This is a genomic window from Butyrivibrio sp. AE2032 (assembly GCF_000702965.1).
This window is the reverse complement of record NZ_JNLF01000004.1, coordinates 729,239-745,973: the sequence shown is the minus strand read 5'-3', so window position 1 is coordinate 745,973 and position 16,735 is coordinate 729,239. Positions and strand designations below refer to the sequence as shown.

Annotated in this window: 12 protein-coding genes; 10 read left to right on the top strand and 2 right to left on the bottom strand. The window is 48.7% G+C overall.

Annotation, left to right across the window (positions count from 1 at the left end; all coding sequences use genetic code 11):
* The 7 genes from truA to BO18_RS17305 all read left to right on the top strand — a co-directional run bounded on the left by truA (position 1) and on the right by BO18_RS17305 (position 7,497).
* Positions 1-744 (top strand): tRNA pseudouridine(38-40) synthase TruA, encoded by a 744-nt coding sequence (gene truA, locus BO18_RS17335; protein ID WP_034448359.1) that lies wholly within the window; start codon positions 1-3, stop codon positions 742-744.
* A gap of 129 nt (positions 745-873) precedes the next feature.
* Complete coding sequence (locus tag BO18_RS17330; RefSeq protein WP_034448357.1) at positions 874-1,314, top strand: NfeD family protein; 441 nt, start codon at positions 874-876, stop codon at positions 1,312-1,314.
* Positions 1,315-1,331: 17 nt separating this feature from the next.
* Entirely contained in the window at positions 1,332-2,246 is a 915-nt protein-coding gene (locus tag BO18_RS17325) for an SPFH domain-containing protein (protein ID WP_051688885.1), read from the top strand.
* Positions 2,247-2,278: 32 nt separating this feature from the next.
* Positions 2,279-3,742, top strand: a complete 1,464-nt coding sequence (locus BO18_RS17320; RefSeq protein WP_034448354.1) for a nicotinate phosphoribosyltransferase — start codon at positions 2,279-2,281, stop codon at positions 3,740-3,742.
* A 13-nt stretch (positions 3,743-3,755) separates the two neighbouring features.
* Entirely contained in the window at positions 3,756-4,241 is a 486-nt protein-coding gene (locus BO18_RS17315) for a peptidylprolyl isomerase (protein WP_034448349.1), read from the top strand.
* Positions 4,242-4,296: 55 nt separating this feature from the next.
* A complete protein-coding gene (locus BO18_RS17310; RefSeq protein WP_034448346.1) occupies positions 4,297-5,922 on the top strand; it encodes a hypothetical protein in 1,626 nt (541 codons plus the stop codon).
* Between the two features lie 6 nt (positions 5,923-5,928).
* Positions 5,929-7,497, top strand: coding sequence for a hypothetical protein (locus BO18_RS17305; protein WP_034448344.1), 1,569 nt, complete (start codon positions 5,929-5,931; stop codon positions 7,495-7,497).
* A gap of 3 nt (positions 7,498-7,500) precedes the next feature.
* On the opposite strand, the gene BO18_RS17300 is transcribed toward BO18_RS17305, so the two are convergent.
* Positions 7,501-8,439 carry a glycosyltransferase family 2 protein gene (locus BO18_RS17300; RefSeq protein WP_034448341.1) on the bottom strand — a complete coding sequence of 313 codons (939 nt, stop codon included), beginning with the start codon at positions 8,437-8,439 and terminating at the stop codon, positions 7,501-7,503.
* Between the two features lie 201 nt (positions 8,440-8,640).
* Here BO18_RS17300 and BO18_RS17295 point away from each other — a divergent pair, with 201 nt between their 5' ends.
* Both BO18_RS17295 and BO18_RS17290 read left to right on the top strand, forming a co-directional pair.
* Positions 8,641-11,550 carry a YfhO family protein gene (locus tag BO18_RS17295; protein ID WP_034448339.1) on the top strand — a complete coding sequence of 970 codons (2,910 nt, stop codon included), beginning with the start codon at positions 8,641-8,643 and terminating at the stop codon, positions 11,548-11,550.
* Between the two features lie 43 nt (positions 11,551-11,593).
* Complete coding sequence (locus BO18_RS17290) at positions 11,594-13,381, top strand: phospho-sugar mutase (protein WP_034448336.1); 1,788 nt, start codon at positions 11,594-11,596, stop codon at positions 13,379-13,381.
* Here BO18_RS17290 and BO18_RS17285 read toward each other — a convergent pair.
* Positions 13,378-14,217 (bottom strand): Cof-type HAD-IIB family hydrolase, encoded by an 840-nt coding sequence (locus BO18_RS17285; protein WP_034448332.1) that lies wholly within the window; start codon positions 14,215-14,217, stop codon positions 13,378-13,380. The two genes, BO18_RS17290 and BO18_RS17285, sit on opposite strands and share 4 nt — an antisense overlap.
* A gap of 173 nt (positions 14,218-14,390) precedes the next feature.
* On the opposite strand from BO18_RS17285, the gene BO18_RS17280 reads away from it, so the two are divergent.
* On the top strand, positions 14,391-16,493 hold the full coding sequence (locus BO18_RS17280) for a VanW family protein (RefSeq protein ID WP_034448330.1): 2,103 nt from the start codon (positions 14,391-14,393) through the stop codon (positions 16,491-16,493).
* Positions 16,494-16,735 lie beyond the last annotated feature (242 nt).

Below are 16,735 nucleotides of genomic sequence, written 5' to 3'. Positions count from 1 at the left end.
ATGCCGAGGATAGCCTTTATCACTGAATTCGACGGCACGGATTTTGCAGGTTTCCAGTCACAGGAGAATGCAAGAGCCGTACAGGATGTTCTTGAGAAGGCATTGGCTGAGTTATACAAAAAAGATATCAGACTTACGGGATGTTCAAGGACTGACGCGGGTGTGCACGCAAAGTGCCACTTAAGTCACGCGGACGTCCCGTTTGTCATTCCCGAGGATAAGTTTCCGCTCGCGATGAATGCTCTCCTGCCCGAAGATGTGGCAGTCAAGCGGTCCTTTTATGTCAGGGACGATTTTTCGGCAAGGTTCGATATCAAAGGTAAAAGATATATCTACAGGATATATTCGTCTCCGACGAGAAGTCCCTTGTTGGACAGAAACGCATATTACTGTCCCGTCCTTCCCGATGTCGCGAAAATGAAGAAGGCGGCGGAGTATTTTGCCGGTGAGCATGATTTCGCGGCTTTCTGCGCAGCGGGCGGAAGTCAGAAGACCACCGTAAGGAGGCTTTTCGGAGTCAGGGTGGATGCATCCGGCGAGGATCCGTGTCAGATCGAGATCGAAGTTTCAGGGGAAGCATTCCTCTACAATATGGTGAGGATCATTGCAGGCACACTCCTCTACGCAGGTCAGGGCAAGATCGATCCTGATGAGGTGGAAAAGATAATAGCAGACGGCGACAGGAGCCGCGCGGGAAAGACACTTCCCGCGAAGGGCCTTACGCTGGAGGAAGTCTTTTTCTGATAACGGTTTAAGGTTAACTTAAGGGATAATCGTCCTCCTGATTATTAATTAAAAATACTTAAGGTGATATAATTGTCTAAATGCGGGCCGGAATACCCGCATTAATTTAAATAGGGAGGATTAAAGAAAATGATTAGCTGGTGGGTTATTTGGCTCGTCATTGCTATCATTATGCTGATCATCGAAGCAGTGACCACCGGTCTTGCAACGCTCTGGTTTGCAGTAGGAGCTATCGTTGCAATGATCATGGACCTTTGTGGTGCACCGCTCGCGGCGCAGATCATAGTGATGGCAGTCGTGTCCATTGTAAGCTTTGCGCTCTGCATGATCTGGGTCAGACCGAAGCTGGAGACGCTTCGAAAGAAGAATGTCCAGCGGACAAATGCAGACAGGCTCATCGGTAGGGAAGGCGTGGTTATCGTGCCTTTAAACGGTACCGAGGGCAAAGGACAGGTCAAGGTCGACGGACAGATCTGGAGTGCGAAGGCCGACACCGATATTGCCGAAGGCATTAAGGTTGTCGTAAGATCGATCGAAGGTGTTAAGCTCGTAGTCGAGATAGCATCTTGAAAACGGAGGATTAAATTATGTTACCTATCGTAGCAGTTTCAACTGGAACAGTTGTAGGAGTAGCCATCGGAATAATCGTTCTGCTCCTGCTCATCATACCTAATATCAAGATCGTTCCGCAGGCGACGACATTCATCATCGAGCGCCTCGGCACATATAGGACAACATGGGAGACGGGCTTCCACATGAAGGTTCCCTTCATCGACCGTGTTGCAAAGAAGATCTCGCTGAAGGAAAAGGTTGCTGACTTTGCGCCTCAGGCAGTTATCACAAAGGATAACGTTACGATGCAGATCGACACGGTCCTTTTCTATCAGATCGTGGATCCAAAGCTTTATACATACGGAATCGAGCGTCCCATCGTTGCAATCGAGAATCTCTCCGCAACAACGCTCCGTAACATCATCGGTGACCTGGAACTTGACCAGACTCTCACATCAAGGGACATCATCAATACAAGGATGAGAGAGATACTTGATGAAGCTACAGACCCATGGGGAATCAAGGTCAACCGTGTTGAGCTCAAGAACATCATCCCGCCTAAGGAGATCCAGGCAGCGATGGAGAAGCAGATGAAGGCTGAGCGTGAGAAGAGAGAGAAGATCCTCATCGCCGAAGGTGAGAAGGAATCTGCAATAAGAGTTGCCGAAGGTGAAAAGGAGGCAGCGATCCTCAGAGCCGAGGCTAAGAAGGAAGCAGCCATCAGGGAAGCTGAAGGTCAGGCTCAGGCTATCCTCGCGGTACAGGAAGCTACCGCCAAGGGTCTCGAGATGATCAAGAACGTCGGAGCAGACGACGGACTTATCGCGATCAAGGGACTTGAGGCGCTGGAAAAGGTAGGTCAGGGCGCGTCCACAAAGATCATCATCCCTTCAGATCTTCAGGGCATCGCAGGACTTACAACAACAATAAAAGAGATTGCAAAGTCATAATCTAAGACTAAGTTCTTTTGGAGGTACATCGTATGGATTACGGTATGTGGAATGACAGGACCAACATGAGTATGCTCACGGATTTCTATGAGCTTACCATGGCAAACGGTTATCTGAACAGCGGAAACAGGGACACGGTCGTTTATTTCGATATGTTCTTCAGGAATATCCCCGAGAACGGCGGATATGCAGTCATGGCAGGATTGGAGCAGGTAATCGATTATCTGTCCAGCCTCAAGTTCTCGGAAGATGATCTTGATTTCCTTAAGACGAACTATCACTTCAACGATCAGTTTATCGATTACCTGAGAGGTTTTGAGTTTACCTGTGACGTCTGGGCTATCCCGGAAGGTACTGTGGTATTCCCTAAGGAACCGCTGGTCAAGGTAAGAGGTCCGATCATCCAGGCCCAGCTCCTTGAGACAGCTCTCCTCTGCACGATCAACCATCAGACACTGATCGCCACCAAGACCGCAAGGATCGTAAGGGCAGCAGAAGGAAGACCCGTTATGGAATTCGGCGCACGCCGTGCACAGGGATTCGATGCTTCCGTTTTGGGAGCAAGAGCTGCCTATATCGCCGGCGCGGCAGGCACATCCTGCACGATCTGCGGACAGCAGTTTAACATCCCGCTCTCCGGCACCATGGCTCACTCCTGGGTAATGCTCTTCGACAACGAGTTTGAAGCTTTCAAGGCATATTCGCTCGCTTATCCTGACGGAGCTCTTCTGCTCGTTGACACATACGATGTTCTCCGTTCAGGTATTCCGAATGCGATCAGGTGTGCCAAGGAAGTTCTTGAGCCCATGGGCAAGAGACTTAAGGGTATCAGGATCGACTCCGGCGACCTTACTTACATGACACAGAGCGCCCGTAAGATGCTCGACGAGGCAGGCCTTACGGATTGTAAGATCACGGTCTCCAATGCGCTTGACGAGTACCTCATCAGAGACCTCATCAGCCAGGGAGCATGCATCGATTCCTTCGGCGTAGGCGAGAGACTCATCACATCCAAGGCAGAGCCTGTCTTCGGAGGTGTTTACAAGATTTCCGCTGTAGAGGCTGCTGATGGAACCATCATCCCGAAGATGAAGATCTCCGACAGTATCGGCAAGGTAACAAATCCCTGCAGCAAGAAGATCGTAAGATTCTACGACAATGCAACAGGCAAGGCTCTTGCTGACGTTGTCATGGTTGCTGACGAGGAGATCCCGAACGGTGAGCCTTATGAGATCTTCGATCCTGACAACACATGGAAGTCCAAGGTTCTCGAGAACTATACGACAAAGGAGCTCCTTGTCCAGATCTTTAAGGACGGCAAACTCGTATATGACAAGCCTTCCATCGAAGAGATCAGGGCAAACTGCACCAAGGAGATCGATTCTCTCTGGGATTCCATAAAGAGATTCGAAAATCCCCACAACTACTATGTCGACCTGTCACCCAAGCTCTGGAAGATCAAGGACGACATCCTGAGATCACACAGAAGAAGATAAGGAGTAAACAACAATGGCAAATCCGATCATTACAATTCAGATGAAGAACGGCGGGGTTATGAAGGCTGAGCTCTATCCCGATATCGCACCGGAGACGGTAAAGAATTTCGTGGAACTGGCAAGCAAAGGCTTTTATAACGGCCTCATCTTCCACAGAGTCATCCCGGGATTCATGATCCAGGGTGGCGACCCTGAGGGTACCGGAATGGGCGGCCCCGGCTATACGATCAAGGGAGAGTTCACTAGAAACGGATTCAGGAACGACCTTAAGCACACCAGAGGAGTCCTTTCCATGGCACGTGCAATGGATCCCAACTCGGCTGGTTCCCAGTTCTTCATCATGCATGAGGATTCACCGCATCTTGACGGACAGTATGCGGCTTTCGGCAAGGTGATCGAAGGTATCGAAGTAGTCGACGAGATCGCTTCTGTCAGAACAGACTATAGTGACAGACCTTTGGAACCTCAGCAGATCGAATTCATGACTGTTCAGCTCTGATATTGCGCTCTGAGAATAAGACTTAATCGAACAGCGGGGGTCCGGGAAGAGGATAATGAATGAAGTAAAGCAGATAGGGGACAGCAAAAAGGGGAAGGCCGTAAAGGCCAAACCCCAAAAGCAGTCACCCAAAGAAACAAAATGCATAACGGTGCCTTTTGCATGGCTTTATTCTTCTATAGTCCTTTTTCTGACCATCCCGCTGTTTATGTTTTTTCTGGGATATCTGAAGCTCTCGGTGGGACTCCCGCTCACACTGATCTTTGCGGGAATAGTTCTCTTCTGTGTCTCCGACTGTCTTAATGACGCAAACGGAACAAAGCTTACAAGATATTACACGGACATAAAGATCCCCGTATCCTACATCATCGGCTTTGCCGTTACGGCGCTTGCGGTCTCATTTATTTCGGGCGTCGGAGAATACATCTACACTCTTCAGGATCACCAGTTCAGACGCGCGATCTTAAGGGATCTCATAGATTACGACTGGCCTGTCATTTACAATTATTCAACGCAGACGAATCCGGAAGTCAGGGAGATCTTCGGCATAGCTTCGGGTGAAAGGGCTTTCTCATACTATTTCATCTACTGGATGCCTGCCGCACTGGCAGGGAAGATGTTCGGCTTTGAAGCCGGCAATTTCATTTTGCTCCTGTGGAATTCATTGGGAATATTCCTTGCTCTTATAGCCTCTTGCGCGGCAATAAAGAGATTTACTCCCTGGGTTGCCTTCATGTTTGTTTTCTTCTCCGGACTCGACGTACTGCCGAATCTGGTCTATTCGTTTGTGGAATACGACGGATGGCGCTGGGTTGAAGGTTATTTCACGTCCTTGTCCTATGTTAGCAACTTCAGGGAACTCGCGAGCGTATATAACCAGATGGTCCCGTGTTTTCTCATAATAGCGCTTCTCATGCTGTCGAATAACACCCGGTCCATGGGGCTTACAGCCGGTGTGCTGTTCGGTTATTCGCCCTGGGCGGTCTTCGGGATACTTCCGATCGCGGGAGCTCTGCTCTTCGGAAAGAAGCACAGGGCAAATAAGACATCAAAAACGCTGATGAATATCTTAAGCCCGGTGAATATTGCGTCTGCCGTTCTCATACTGGCGGTATTCGGAAGTTATTATCTGTCGAATTCGGCTGCAACAGGATACAGGGGTTTCTCCTGGACATTCTTTGACAAGCCTGTTCTTTTCATTCCCGCTTATGTGATCTTTATCGCACTGGAAGTCCTGCCGTTCGTGATAATACTGTACAAACGCTGCAAGGATGATCCGGTGTTCTGGGCATCGTTTGCGGCTCTCCTCATCATCCCGTTCTATCACATCACCGAGAATAACGATCTGTCGATGAGAGGTTCGATGCCGGCGCTGTTCTTTTTCTGCATCACTTTGAGTGGCGTTGTAGCCGAAGTCATGGATGAAAAGAATACGCCCACGACTAAGAAAGGCTGGCTTAAGTCAGCCGCCGTAATGCTTACGGTCATCCTCATGATGTTCCCGACGCTGATGAATCTTTTCATCATCTTCGGCTCTGTGATACAGGGCGATCCGAGCGACAAGGAGGACATCGGTTCCTTCGGCAACATAAATAAGGCAGAATATGCGGAAGTCATACAGGAACAGTTCTTCGCGGAAGGTTACGAGGACAGTTTCTTCTACAGATATTTTGCGGGGTAGCATCTTTTGAAAAGGGATATAAGGATATCTTATAAGGCATTCTTCGCGGCAGGTACAGGTTTTCTGATGCTGCCTGTGCTGCTCTTCTTTTTATGCTATCTGAAGCTCTATATAGGGATCCCGGCAGCAGTCCTCATGGCCGCGGCATTTGTTTTTGCTTTGAGGGATTCTTCAAAGGGCACGGATCTGAAGGTCATCGAAAACAGCAAAACGGATATAAGGATACCGTTAGGGTATCTCATAGGTTATCTGGTTTTCGCTTTGGTCATATCGTGGTTCTCGGGGGTTGGCGAGTTTGTCGTCACGTTCAACGATCACCATTACAGAGCGGCGATACTTAATGACCTCGTCACTTACAGGTGGCCCGTGGTATATGACTACTCTACGCAGATGAATCCTGCTGTAGCTGAATATTTCGGCAACTCATCCTATTCAGGTGCGGCATTTGTCTATTACTTCACATACTGGATGCCGGCGGCCCTTACCGGGAAAGCATTCGGTCTGACGGCTGCGAGAGCCGTCCTTATGATCTGGAACGGTATTGGGATATTTCTTACTCTTATCGGCATGACTAAGTTTACGGGACGTGCAAGTTTTACTGTGCCGTTCTGTTATGCATGCTTCGGAGGCCTTGACGCGATTCCTAACATCATCCACGAGTATATTCCGTACACAGCATGGAACGGCATGGAGAGATGGGCTCCGGAACTTGCATATGTCTGCAACTTCGCGGAACTCACGAGTGTCTTCCATCAGTGCGTTCCCATCTTCCTCGCTGTTTCCATGATCCTCATAATGAAGAACACGAGATCAGTAGGGCTTACTGGCGCACTCATGCTGGCCTACTCGCCCTGGGGCGTGATCGGTCTCGTCCCGGTCGCATTTGCCGCTGCTTTCCGCAAGGAGATGCGCGCGGGCGGGAGCAGGCAGGTCATCAGGGATCTTCTTACTCTGCAGAATACGGTATCCTGTATCGTGATGCTCTTTGTTTTTGGAGCGCTGTACATGAGCAACAGTTCATCCGTATCCGACAAGGGATTCATATGGCAGTACATTACCAATCCGTTTGTCTGCATTCTCGTCTATATAGCCTTTATCTCTGTCGAGATAGTGCCTGTGACCCTGATCCTCTACAAGAGCGAAAAGAAGAACGCTCTGTTCACCGCTTCAGTTATCGAACTCTGTATCATTCCTTTATACAAAGTATCTTTCGAAAACGATTTCTGCCTCAGGTGTTCCATGGCACCGAGATTCGTTCTCTGCATACTTCTTGCAGGATTCCTTAAAGATCTCTACGATGCGGATAAGATAATCGTCGCCAAGAAGTTAAAGAGAAAGAAGAAGGATATTGCCAGGATGGCTTTGACGGTGCTTGTTACGATAATGATGATCTACCCGGCATTCACCATGGCGTTCTTTATCGGAGGTACCACTGTCACGGAGGGTGTGATCCCCGCTGACGGAGTAATCTCTTTCGGAAACATAAATGACGAGGAACATCTTTGGAACTGCACGCACAATTATATGTGTGAGGGTTATGAGGATACGTTCTTCTTCAAATATCTGGCAAGATAGATATCAGTCTTCGGATTCTTCAGAAGGAATATAGATGGGTCTGCCTTTGCTCTCGATATAGATCCTTCCGATATATTCGCCCAAAATGCCGAGACACATAAGTACGAGTCCGCCGATGAAGAGTATAAAGCACAAAAGGGAAGGATAACCTGCAACGGTGTCCCAGATCCTGCTGATTATTGCTTTTATGAAGTAATAGAGCATGTACACGAATCCGGCAATAGCAAAGAAAAAACCCGTATAGGTCGCAATACGCAGAGGTGCTGTCGTAAATGCCACGATACCGTCGATCGCATACTTGAAAAGCTTCCAAAAACTCCACTTGGTCTCGCCGGCAACGCGCTCGACATTCTCATGCTCAACCCATTTGGTCCTGAATCCTACCCAGGCGAAGATACCCTTTGAGAAACGCTGGCGCTCCGTAAGGCTTAAGATCGAATCAACGACCGCGCGCCTCATGAGTCTGAAATCTCTCGCACCGTCTGCGATCTCAACATCACACATGCGGTTGATGAGCCTGTAGAAACGGCGTGCAAAGAAACTCCTTATCTTAGGTTCGCCTTTACGGGTGACTCTTCTGGCGGCTACGATGTCGTATTCGCCGGAATCGAGGTCTTTGATCATCTGAGGTATGAGCGACGGGGGATCCTGCATATCAGCATCGAGTATTGCGATGTAATCGCCTTTTGCCTTCTGCATTCCCGCATACATGGCGGCTTCCTTGCCGAAGTTCCTGGAGAAGAAAACGTACTTGACGGCTTTGTCTTCAGCGGCGAAAGACTTGATGATCTCCGCTGTTTTATCCCGGCTTCCGTCGTTTACGAAAATGAATTCGTAATTCCTGTCTGCGTCGTCAGTTTTTCTGACATCGCAAAGTGCTTCATAAAGGATCGGAAGGGAAGCTTCTTCGTTATAGCAGGGAACTATTAAGCTGATAAGCACGGCAATTCTCCTTTGATCATGCAGACATTTCCGATTTTATGTCTGCTTATCAGGTTATTTAATCTGTTTGAGGCTTTCCGCACAAGCGTGCGAAGCACGCGCGGAGGACCTTGCCGAAAATAGATTAAATAATCTGTTTGTATTATAATCAAAAAATATATTTGGTGACAACAAAATGCCGAAGAAAGGGCGTAAGCGATAATGAAAGAGATTTCCAGTCTGGACGGCGGGACAACAAAGAAAACGACTGCCAAACCTTCAAGCAAACCTGCCCTTAAAGCGAAAAAGAATACTGATCTCCGTCCCGTATATGCCTTTTTCGCAACACTTGTTCTGTATGTTGCGGTAATGTTCCTGTGCAACAAATATCCCTGCGGTGAGTATTCATTCCTGCACAGTGACCTGAGAGCGCAGTATGCACCGTTCCTTGCTTTGTTAAGGAACAAGATCGCCGATCTGGATTCCGTTCCCAAGGGACATCTGCTTTCGTATCTGTCATATTCATTCAAGCTCGGACTCGGAAAGAATTTCATAGGAACTTTCGGATACTATCTCGCAAGTCCGTTTAATCTAATCTATCTGCTGATAGACGAAGCCCAGATCGATCTTGCGGTTCTTGTTATCGTTACGCTCAAACTCAGTTTTTCAGCTGCTTTCATGTGCCTTTTCCTAAATAAAAGGGCTGATGACCAAAAGACACTTTGGCCGGTCCTCCTCGGCATCATGTATGCATTCTCGCTTTATACACAGGCTTTCATCTTCCAGATCATGTGGCTTGACGGCTATATGCTCCTGCCGCTCATCCTTTATTTCACGGAAAAGTTCATAAAGAAACAGAATTATGCCGGATTCGTGATCTCACTCCTGATACTGTTCGTTTCAAATTATTACATCGCATATATGGTGGGAATTGCCTGCTTCCTTTATCTGTGCATAAGGATGTTTGTTCTGAAAGTGCCTAAGAAGGAAGCTTTCGGGACAGCTCTCAGGTATGTGCTCGCAGCAGGTTTTACCGGACTTGTCACGGCAGTCATGCTGGTGCCGGTAGGTCTGGATACCATAAGGAATTCTGACCAGACCGTTCTGCCATACGGTGATAAGGTGATCACGTATTCACCTTATACGCTCATACACATGATGATACTGGGAGAACCCGGAGACTTTAACGACATCCTTCCGGGAAATTATCCGTTCCTGTTTATCTGCCTGCCGGTAACCATACTGGTATTGATCTACTTCTTAAGCCCTGTTTTCAAAGGAAGGGAGAGAAAGATTCACGCTTTCTGCATTCTCGGAGTGCTTCTGTCGACTGCCGTATATTTTATCGATAAGGCATGGCAGGTATTTGATGATCCGAACTGGTTCTGGCACAGACATGCATTTGTTTTCCTGCCGCTGTTCCTCGTCATCTCGTTCAGAGTGCTGGCAAGGATAAAGGAACTTTCAAGGAAGAGCATCATGCAGGCCATGCTGATCATGTTCGCGTTTGTCGTGATCGACAGTTCCTGGGGCAGTCTTCACGATTATCCGAAGGCGGTTCTCTACAACATGATCCTCATAACTGTCTACTGCGGTATCTTTGCGGGATTCGGAATAGCGAACTGGCCCGACCAGCTCCGCGATATGCCGAAGATGCTCTCTCCCATCATGGCGGGAATAGTGGTCTTCGAGCTGATATTCGCAGGACCTATGTTATCTTCGGGCATAGAGACTCTGACAATGTTTGGCGGACCTGCAGTCGAATACAGTGATTCGATCAGGGCGGAGCAGGAATTCGGAGCATTTGCCAAAGCGGAAGCAAGTGCCGACGGCGCATTCAGGGCAGAGGAAGAAAGACTTCCTGAATACACGACGAAGTATTATGTTGACGAAGGAAATGCTTTCTACGGCAATTACAACGGGCTTTCATTCTTCAATTCGAACTCCAACAAAAAGATGCAGCGTTTCATAAAGCAGCTTGGAATTCCTGCCAATTACAATTACTTTTCCGTTAAATACAATTTCTCATGCCCTCCCGCAGACGCATTTTTCTCGATTGGCTCGGTTTCTTCAAGGAAGGGGCTGTCTTTCTACCGTTTGGCAGGTCAGGATTCCTACGGTTCAGGCCTGATGTTCTACTCCAACGACAACGTTCTGCCCCTGGCATTTGCTGCTGACAAGAAGGCAATGGATTTTGATTTCTACAGGCTTGAACGCGACGCGGATGAGAAGGACTATTACGCTCTGCAGAACGAATGGTACAGGTCGATGTTCCCGGATGAATTCACTGAGGACTTCTTTGTCGAGATCGGTGAGGATGTGACGGGCGGACCGCAGATCACAAACGGCGTATTCTTCAACGCGAATGAATATACGACTAATGAAGTCTACATCAACAAGAACGGTCCCGACAGTGAGGAGGGCGGTGTCGTTGAAGATCCTCTGGGTCTCGAAAAGGATATCTATAACAAACTTGAAGACAGCGTGACAACGATCTACAAGACAAACGAGAAGATCCCTATCGCCGTCGAATATAACTTTAAGGCTCCGTCTGATGACGAGATCTATTGTTCTCTTGTCACCGGAAGGATCCTGGACGGCACGGAAGTGTATGTCAACGGCATCCAGATATCGAGTTTTGCGGCTAATTCATTCTATTCACAGATATTCAGGATCGGAAAATTCAACGAGGGCGACGATGTTAAGGTCACATTCCTTTCGGGAAATTCGAGCTGGTCTTATCTGAATATCAGGTTCGCAAGTTTTGACAATGAGGCTTTCTCAAGACAGTTTGCGGAGATCGATAAGTCCAGTGTAACGCCTGTTTCAGTCTCTGACGGTTATGCGAAGTTCGATGTAAAAGGAATGGAAGAAGGGGACATGGTCCTTACGACCATCCCGGCCGAGGACGGCTGGCAGTTCTATGTTGACGGAAGCCCCGCGGAGTACAGGGTTTACCAGAATGCATTTATCGCTTTTGATACGGGAGCCGGTGATCATACGGCTGAGCTCGTGTTTACAGCTCCCGGTCTTAAGGCCGGTGCCTGCGTATCCTGTGCGGGTGTTGTTTTATTGGCAGCATTTATTGTAATTGATAAAAAACGCCCGAAAAAGAATGAAAAACAGAAATAATTCGGGTATCTTAAATGAATCAGTGCTTTGGAGGTATTAAGTTATGGATTTTATGAAAGCGTATGAACTGTGGTCAACGGATCCTTTTTTCGATGAGGGCACGAGAAATGAGCTCATCGCGATAAAGGATGACACAAAAGAGATCGAAGACAGATTCTACAGGGATCTCGAGTTCGGTACTGCAGGCTTAAGGGGCGTGCTCGGCGCGGGAACAAACAGAATGAACGTCTATACGGTAGCCAAGGCTTCCGAAGGTCTTGCTAAATATATCCTCTCCGAGGGTGAAGAGGCGATAAAGAGAGGTGTTGTAATCTCTTACGACTCAAGACATTTCTCTCCCGAGTTCGCACAGATCACGGCTCAGGTCCTTGCTGCAAACGGCATTCCTTCGAGACTGTCAGACGAGCTGAGACCGGTTCCGGTACTTTCTTACTCCGTAAGATATTTCAAGGCTTTTGCGGGCGTCATGATCACGGCTTCGCACAATCCTTCCAAGTACAACGGATATAAGGTCTACGGTGAGGACGGCGGACAGGTACCGCCTGAAGCTGCTGATGCAGTCCTCTCCAACATTGAAGCGATCGAAGATATCAGAGCCATCAGGATGATGGATTTCGAAGAAGCAAAGGCAAAGGGGCTTGTTACTTCCTTCGGACCCGAGATCGACGAGGCATTCACAAACATGCTCACAAAGCTCGTTGTTGACCAGGAGGCCATCAATAAGCAGGCTGACATGAGCATCGTTTACACTCCTCTGCACGGTTCAGGCAACAAGCCTGTCAGAAGGATCCTTGAGGCAGTCGGATTTAAGAATATCCACATCGTAAAAGAGCAGGAGCTTCCTGACGGAGCTTTCCCTACGGTAAGCCTTCCCAACCCCGAGAACCCGGAGGCTCTTTCAATGGCAATTGAGCTTGCCAAGAAGACGGATGCTTCACTTGTATTCGGCACAGACCCTGATTCAGACCGTATCGGTGCCGCAGCGAAGGTAGTTGAGAACGGTGAAGTCAAATATAAGTGCTTCTCCGGAAACCAGATGGGTCTCATGCTACTGGATTACATCCTCGACGCAAAGAAGAACCTCGGCACATTGCCTGACAAGTCTTTTGCGGTTACGACGATCGTTTCATCCAAGCTCGTTAAGAGCATCTGCGATTACTATGGAGTAGAGCTCCAGGAGACACTTACGGGATTCAAGTTTATCGGCGAGAGGATCAAGCTCGACGATGAATTCGGCGACAAACACTTCCAGTTCGGTTTCGAAGAGAGCTACGGTTATCTCTCCGGTGTTGACGTACGTGACAAGGATGCCGTTGTTGCCGCAATGCTCATCTGCAACATGGCTGCTGCATCCTTCGAGAAGGGCGAGACACTTGCAGACAGACTTGACCACCTCTACGAAAAGTACGGCTACGGCGTTGAGCAGACGATCAGCTGCACGCTCGAGGGCAAAGAGGGTATCGAGAAGATCGGTTCCTGCATGGTTGAGCTCAGAAAAGAGCTTTCAGAGTGCAAGAATCTTGAAGAAGCAAAGAGCCTTTTGGGCGGCGCTACAGTTAAGGCAGTCCGTGACTATAAGGAATCCAAGCGCTATGTATTTACAGACAGCGGTGTGGAAGTTGAAGAGATCACACTTCCCAAGTCCAACGTTCTCCTCTATGAGCTCGGCGGAAACAAGGGGATCGACTGGGCATGCGCAAGACCTTCGGGTACGGAGCCCAAGCTCAAGATCTACATGGGCGTTTACGATTCTGACAAGGCAGCAGCTGAGAAGTCCTTTGAGACGATCAAGGGACAGGTTGAAGGCTACGTCAAGTCCAAGCTCGGTTAACCGTCAAAACTTTCGACTAGCGGAATAACATATTCATAGACAGCCTTGGCAAAGCCGAGGCTGTCATAATCTGCGCTGATATATTTCGAGACTTTTTTCGCCCCCTCGGTGGCATTGCCCATGGCGATCCCGTAATTTGCGGAAGCGAGCATCGAGATGTCATTCTCGTTGTCGCCCGAGGCGAATGTGCGGGATGCGGGGATGCCGAGATAATCAGCCAGGCTCAGAAGAGCATCTCCCTTGGAAACCCCGCGGGGCATAATGTCGAAAAGGTCGATCCCGGACGGTATCGCTTCCAGTTCCGGGTCGGAGGTGAGCATTTCTTTCAGCTCGCTGTCGGGTCTTATCAGGAGGATCTTGTTAAAAGCGGGTATCCTTTCCTGCTCCGGAAAGCTCCTGTCAATGTCGATTATCGGAGCCTGTTTTGCGGGCTCCACTCCGATATTGTAGCCTTCCACGAAGAATTTTCTGCTGGAACAGGGCGCAAAAAAGATCCCTTCATCAGAATAGAGTGTCGCATCAGCCGAATGATCGAGGAGATATCTTAAGAGTGATCTTATCTTGGAGTCTTCGAAATCCCTTGAGGCGAACTGTTTTCTGGTCTTGTGATCGAATAAAGAACCGCCGTTGCTGGTTATGATGGGCACGTCGATGCCCAGGTTCTCCGCAAATTTGCCGACGAGAAAAGACGATCTGCCGGTGGCTATGGTAAATGCCACGCGGGCTTTCTGCAAAGCTCTTATCGCTTCTTTATTGCCCTCGGGAACGTCCTTGCCCGGGGCAAGGAGCGTGCAGTCAAGGTCTGTGGCAAGCAATGCCTTGTAAACTGTGTTCATCGGCCTGATCTCTCTTGATGTGAATTATTACGATTTTACTACAACCCTACAAAATTTAACGTTTTTTTTTTGATATTATGCACTTCCTGTGTGGTTGAAGTTTGTCTGAACAATGTTTATTATTGTTTAGGATTACAAAGTATATCTTTGTTAATAAAAGGGGTTAGTAAGTTATGAAGAAAAAGGCAGGTCAGGCTCCGGGCAGTTCAAGTTCAAGACCTTCAGAGGTAAGGAATACTGCGCTCGTACCTGTTAACAATAACAATAATATCAATAAAACTGAGGTTTCCGGCAGGGAAGTGTTCAAGCCTGCTCTTGAAAAATCCGCACCCGCGAAAATGACAACGGATTCAGCTAAGAGCACGTCCAAGAGCGCTCCCAGGAGTTCGGAAAGCAGCAGTTCAAAGAAGAGCAGCGGCTCTTCCACGGTAAAGTCCACCGTAAGAACGGCCAAGACCACCACAAAGCGCGTAAAATCAAAGAAAAAGAATCCGGGTCCGGCGATTGCCGCCGTTGCGGCAGTCATCCTCGTTGCAGGAGCAGTTCTCGCAGGCCTTTATTATACGGGATTCTTTAAGCCCCAGATCGAAGTTACGATGGCTGACGGCACAGTAACGAAGATCAAGGCTGAGGAAGCTTATGCCGAGCTCATGACCGACAAGTTCTTTGCCGGAACGGTCATCGACGGCATAGATGTCGGCGGAATGACGGTCGACGAGGCATTCAATGCGGTTTCCGTAACATTGCCTGCCGAGCCCGTTGATGTAGACGTTAAGCTCAATCTCGAAGGAAAGAAATTACCCCTTGATTTTTCCGACGCCGTATTTGAGTACAATACCCGTGAAGTTGTCGAAGAGGCATTCTCAAAGTTCAGACCTCTTAATGACACGGATCTCGTTCAGCTGACAGAGTGCTATAACAACGTTCAGCAGCTCAAGAACAATCCGCAGACCTATGAAACAGCTTATACTGTCGAGATCGGCGGCGTTTCAGAGAAGGTTCACAGTGTGCTCGATCCTTATGTTGCAGAGTATGCGACGGTAAAGAATGCTGCGATCGAGAGTTTCGATCCCGAGACCAAGACATTCGTCATCAGCCCTGAACAGTCAGGCTATATCCTTGATGTAGACGGTGCGGCTGAAGCGGTAAAGGAGCTCTTCGATTCAAAGAAGTACTCCGGTCTTGTAAGAGTTCCTACGGTTGTAAAGGAACCTGAGGTCACAACCGAGATGATCAACAATGAGTTTGGTCTTATCGGCGAGTGCCATACAAAGACATCCAACAATTCCAACCGTAACACGAACATCAGCAAAGCCTGCGAATACATTAACGGCACGATCCTTGAGCCCGGCCAGGAGTTCTCTTTCAACGACACTGTAGGCCAGAGAACCTATGCAAGAGGCTTCAGGGAAGCTACGGTCATCCTCGGCGGACAGTACGAGCAGGGCCTCGGCGGCGGTATCTGCCAGGTAAGCACGACTCTTTACAATGCAGTACTTAAGGCTGATCTCAAGGTAACGAGCAGAAGCCCTCACGCATGGCCTTCAGATTACGTTTCCGTAGGTCTTGACGCTACGGTCGACTGGCCTTCACTGGATTTCAAGTTCCAGAACGATTCAGAATTCCAGGTCATCATCGTTATCTGGTGGGATTCTTCCGACAGCAATGTTCATGCTGAGATCTACGGAAAGAAATTCCCCGACGGTCAGTACATCAAGCTCGAGAGCGAGATAGTTTCCACTTCCGGTTACGGCAAGGAAGAGTTTGTCGAGGATAAGACGTTGGAAGTCGGTAAGACCAAGACCGTAAGACAGGCTCATCAGGGACAGACTGCGAGAGTATACAAGGTCTGGTACAACGACAAGGATGAAGAGATAAAGCGTGAAGTATACGGCAACACAACGTATGGCGCTTACGGAAAGCGTACTGCTGTCGGCACATTGAAGCCGGATGGCACCTATGCAACGTTCGACAAGTCTACAGGTCAGATCACGGATCCTTCCGGTTCGCCCACACCTACCGTAGATCCGAACATGACACCTACGACATCCGTTTCGCCTACTCCTACACAGGGTGATAAGAAGGATACGCCCACACCTGTTCCGGACACACCGACACCTGTACCTGACACTCCGACACCGGTTCCGGATACACCGACACCCGTTCCAGATACGCCCACACCTGTTCCGGCTACACCCACACCTGACAGCGGTGGCGGCGGTGAAGGCGGCAGCGGCGGCGAAGAAGGCGGCGGCAGCGGTGAAGGAGGGGAATAATCCCCGGGAAAGCCTTCAGGCGGTTCCTGACACTTAAGAGATAAAAAAGAACTGTTTCAGTGATCTGAAGCAGTTCTTTTATTTGTCAGCGAACGTACCGGTTTTGCCGGAGCGGAGGCTGCTGTCATAAAGTCTTTTATTTTCTAATAAAATAAATATATAAAAATTCCTTTTTTTTGCCCCCATTATTGCCCGATTGGGTTTATAATATTTCAGTTATTTATAGTAGATACTTCTGTGCA

Coding starts and splice junctions, on each gene's coding strand:
- BO18_RS17325 (WP_051688885.1), top strand. CDS start 1,332: ATGTTACCTATCGTAGCAGTTTCAACTGGAACAGTTGTAGGAGTAGCC.
- BO18_RS17315 (WP_034448349.1), top strand. CDS start 3,756: ATGGCAAATCCGATCATTACAATTCAGATGAAGAACGGCGGGGTTATG.
- BO18_RS17310 (WP_034448346.1), top strand. CDS start 4,297: ATGAATGAAGTAAAGCAGATAGGGGACAGCAAAAAGGGGAAGGCCGTA.
- BO18_RS17330 (WP_034448357.1), top strand. CDS start 874: ATGATTAGCTGGTGGGTTATTTGGCTCGTCATTGCTATCATTATGCTG.
- BO18_RS17280 (WP_034448330.1), top strand. CDS start 14,391: ATGAAGAAAAAGGCAGGTCAGGCTCCGGGCAGTTCAAGTTCAAGACCT.
- truA (WP_034448359.1), top strand. CDS start 1: ATGCCGAGGATAGCCTTTATCACTGAATTCGACGGCACGGATTTTGCA.
- BO18_RS17285 (WP_034448332.1), bottom strand. CDS start 14,217: ATGAACACAGTTTACAAGGCATTGCTTGCCACAGACCTTGACTGCACG.
- BO18_RS17320 (WP_034448354.1), top strand. CDS start 2,279: ATGGATTACGGTATGTGGAATGACAGGACCAACATGAGTATGCTCACG.
- BO18_RS17290 (WP_034448336.1), top strand. CDS start 11,594: ATGGATTTTATGAAAGCGTATGAACTGTGGTCAACGGATCCTTTTTTC.
- BO18_RS17295 (WP_034448339.1), top strand. CDS start 8,641: ATGAAAGAGATTTCCAGTCTGGACGGCGGGACAACAAAGAAAACGACT.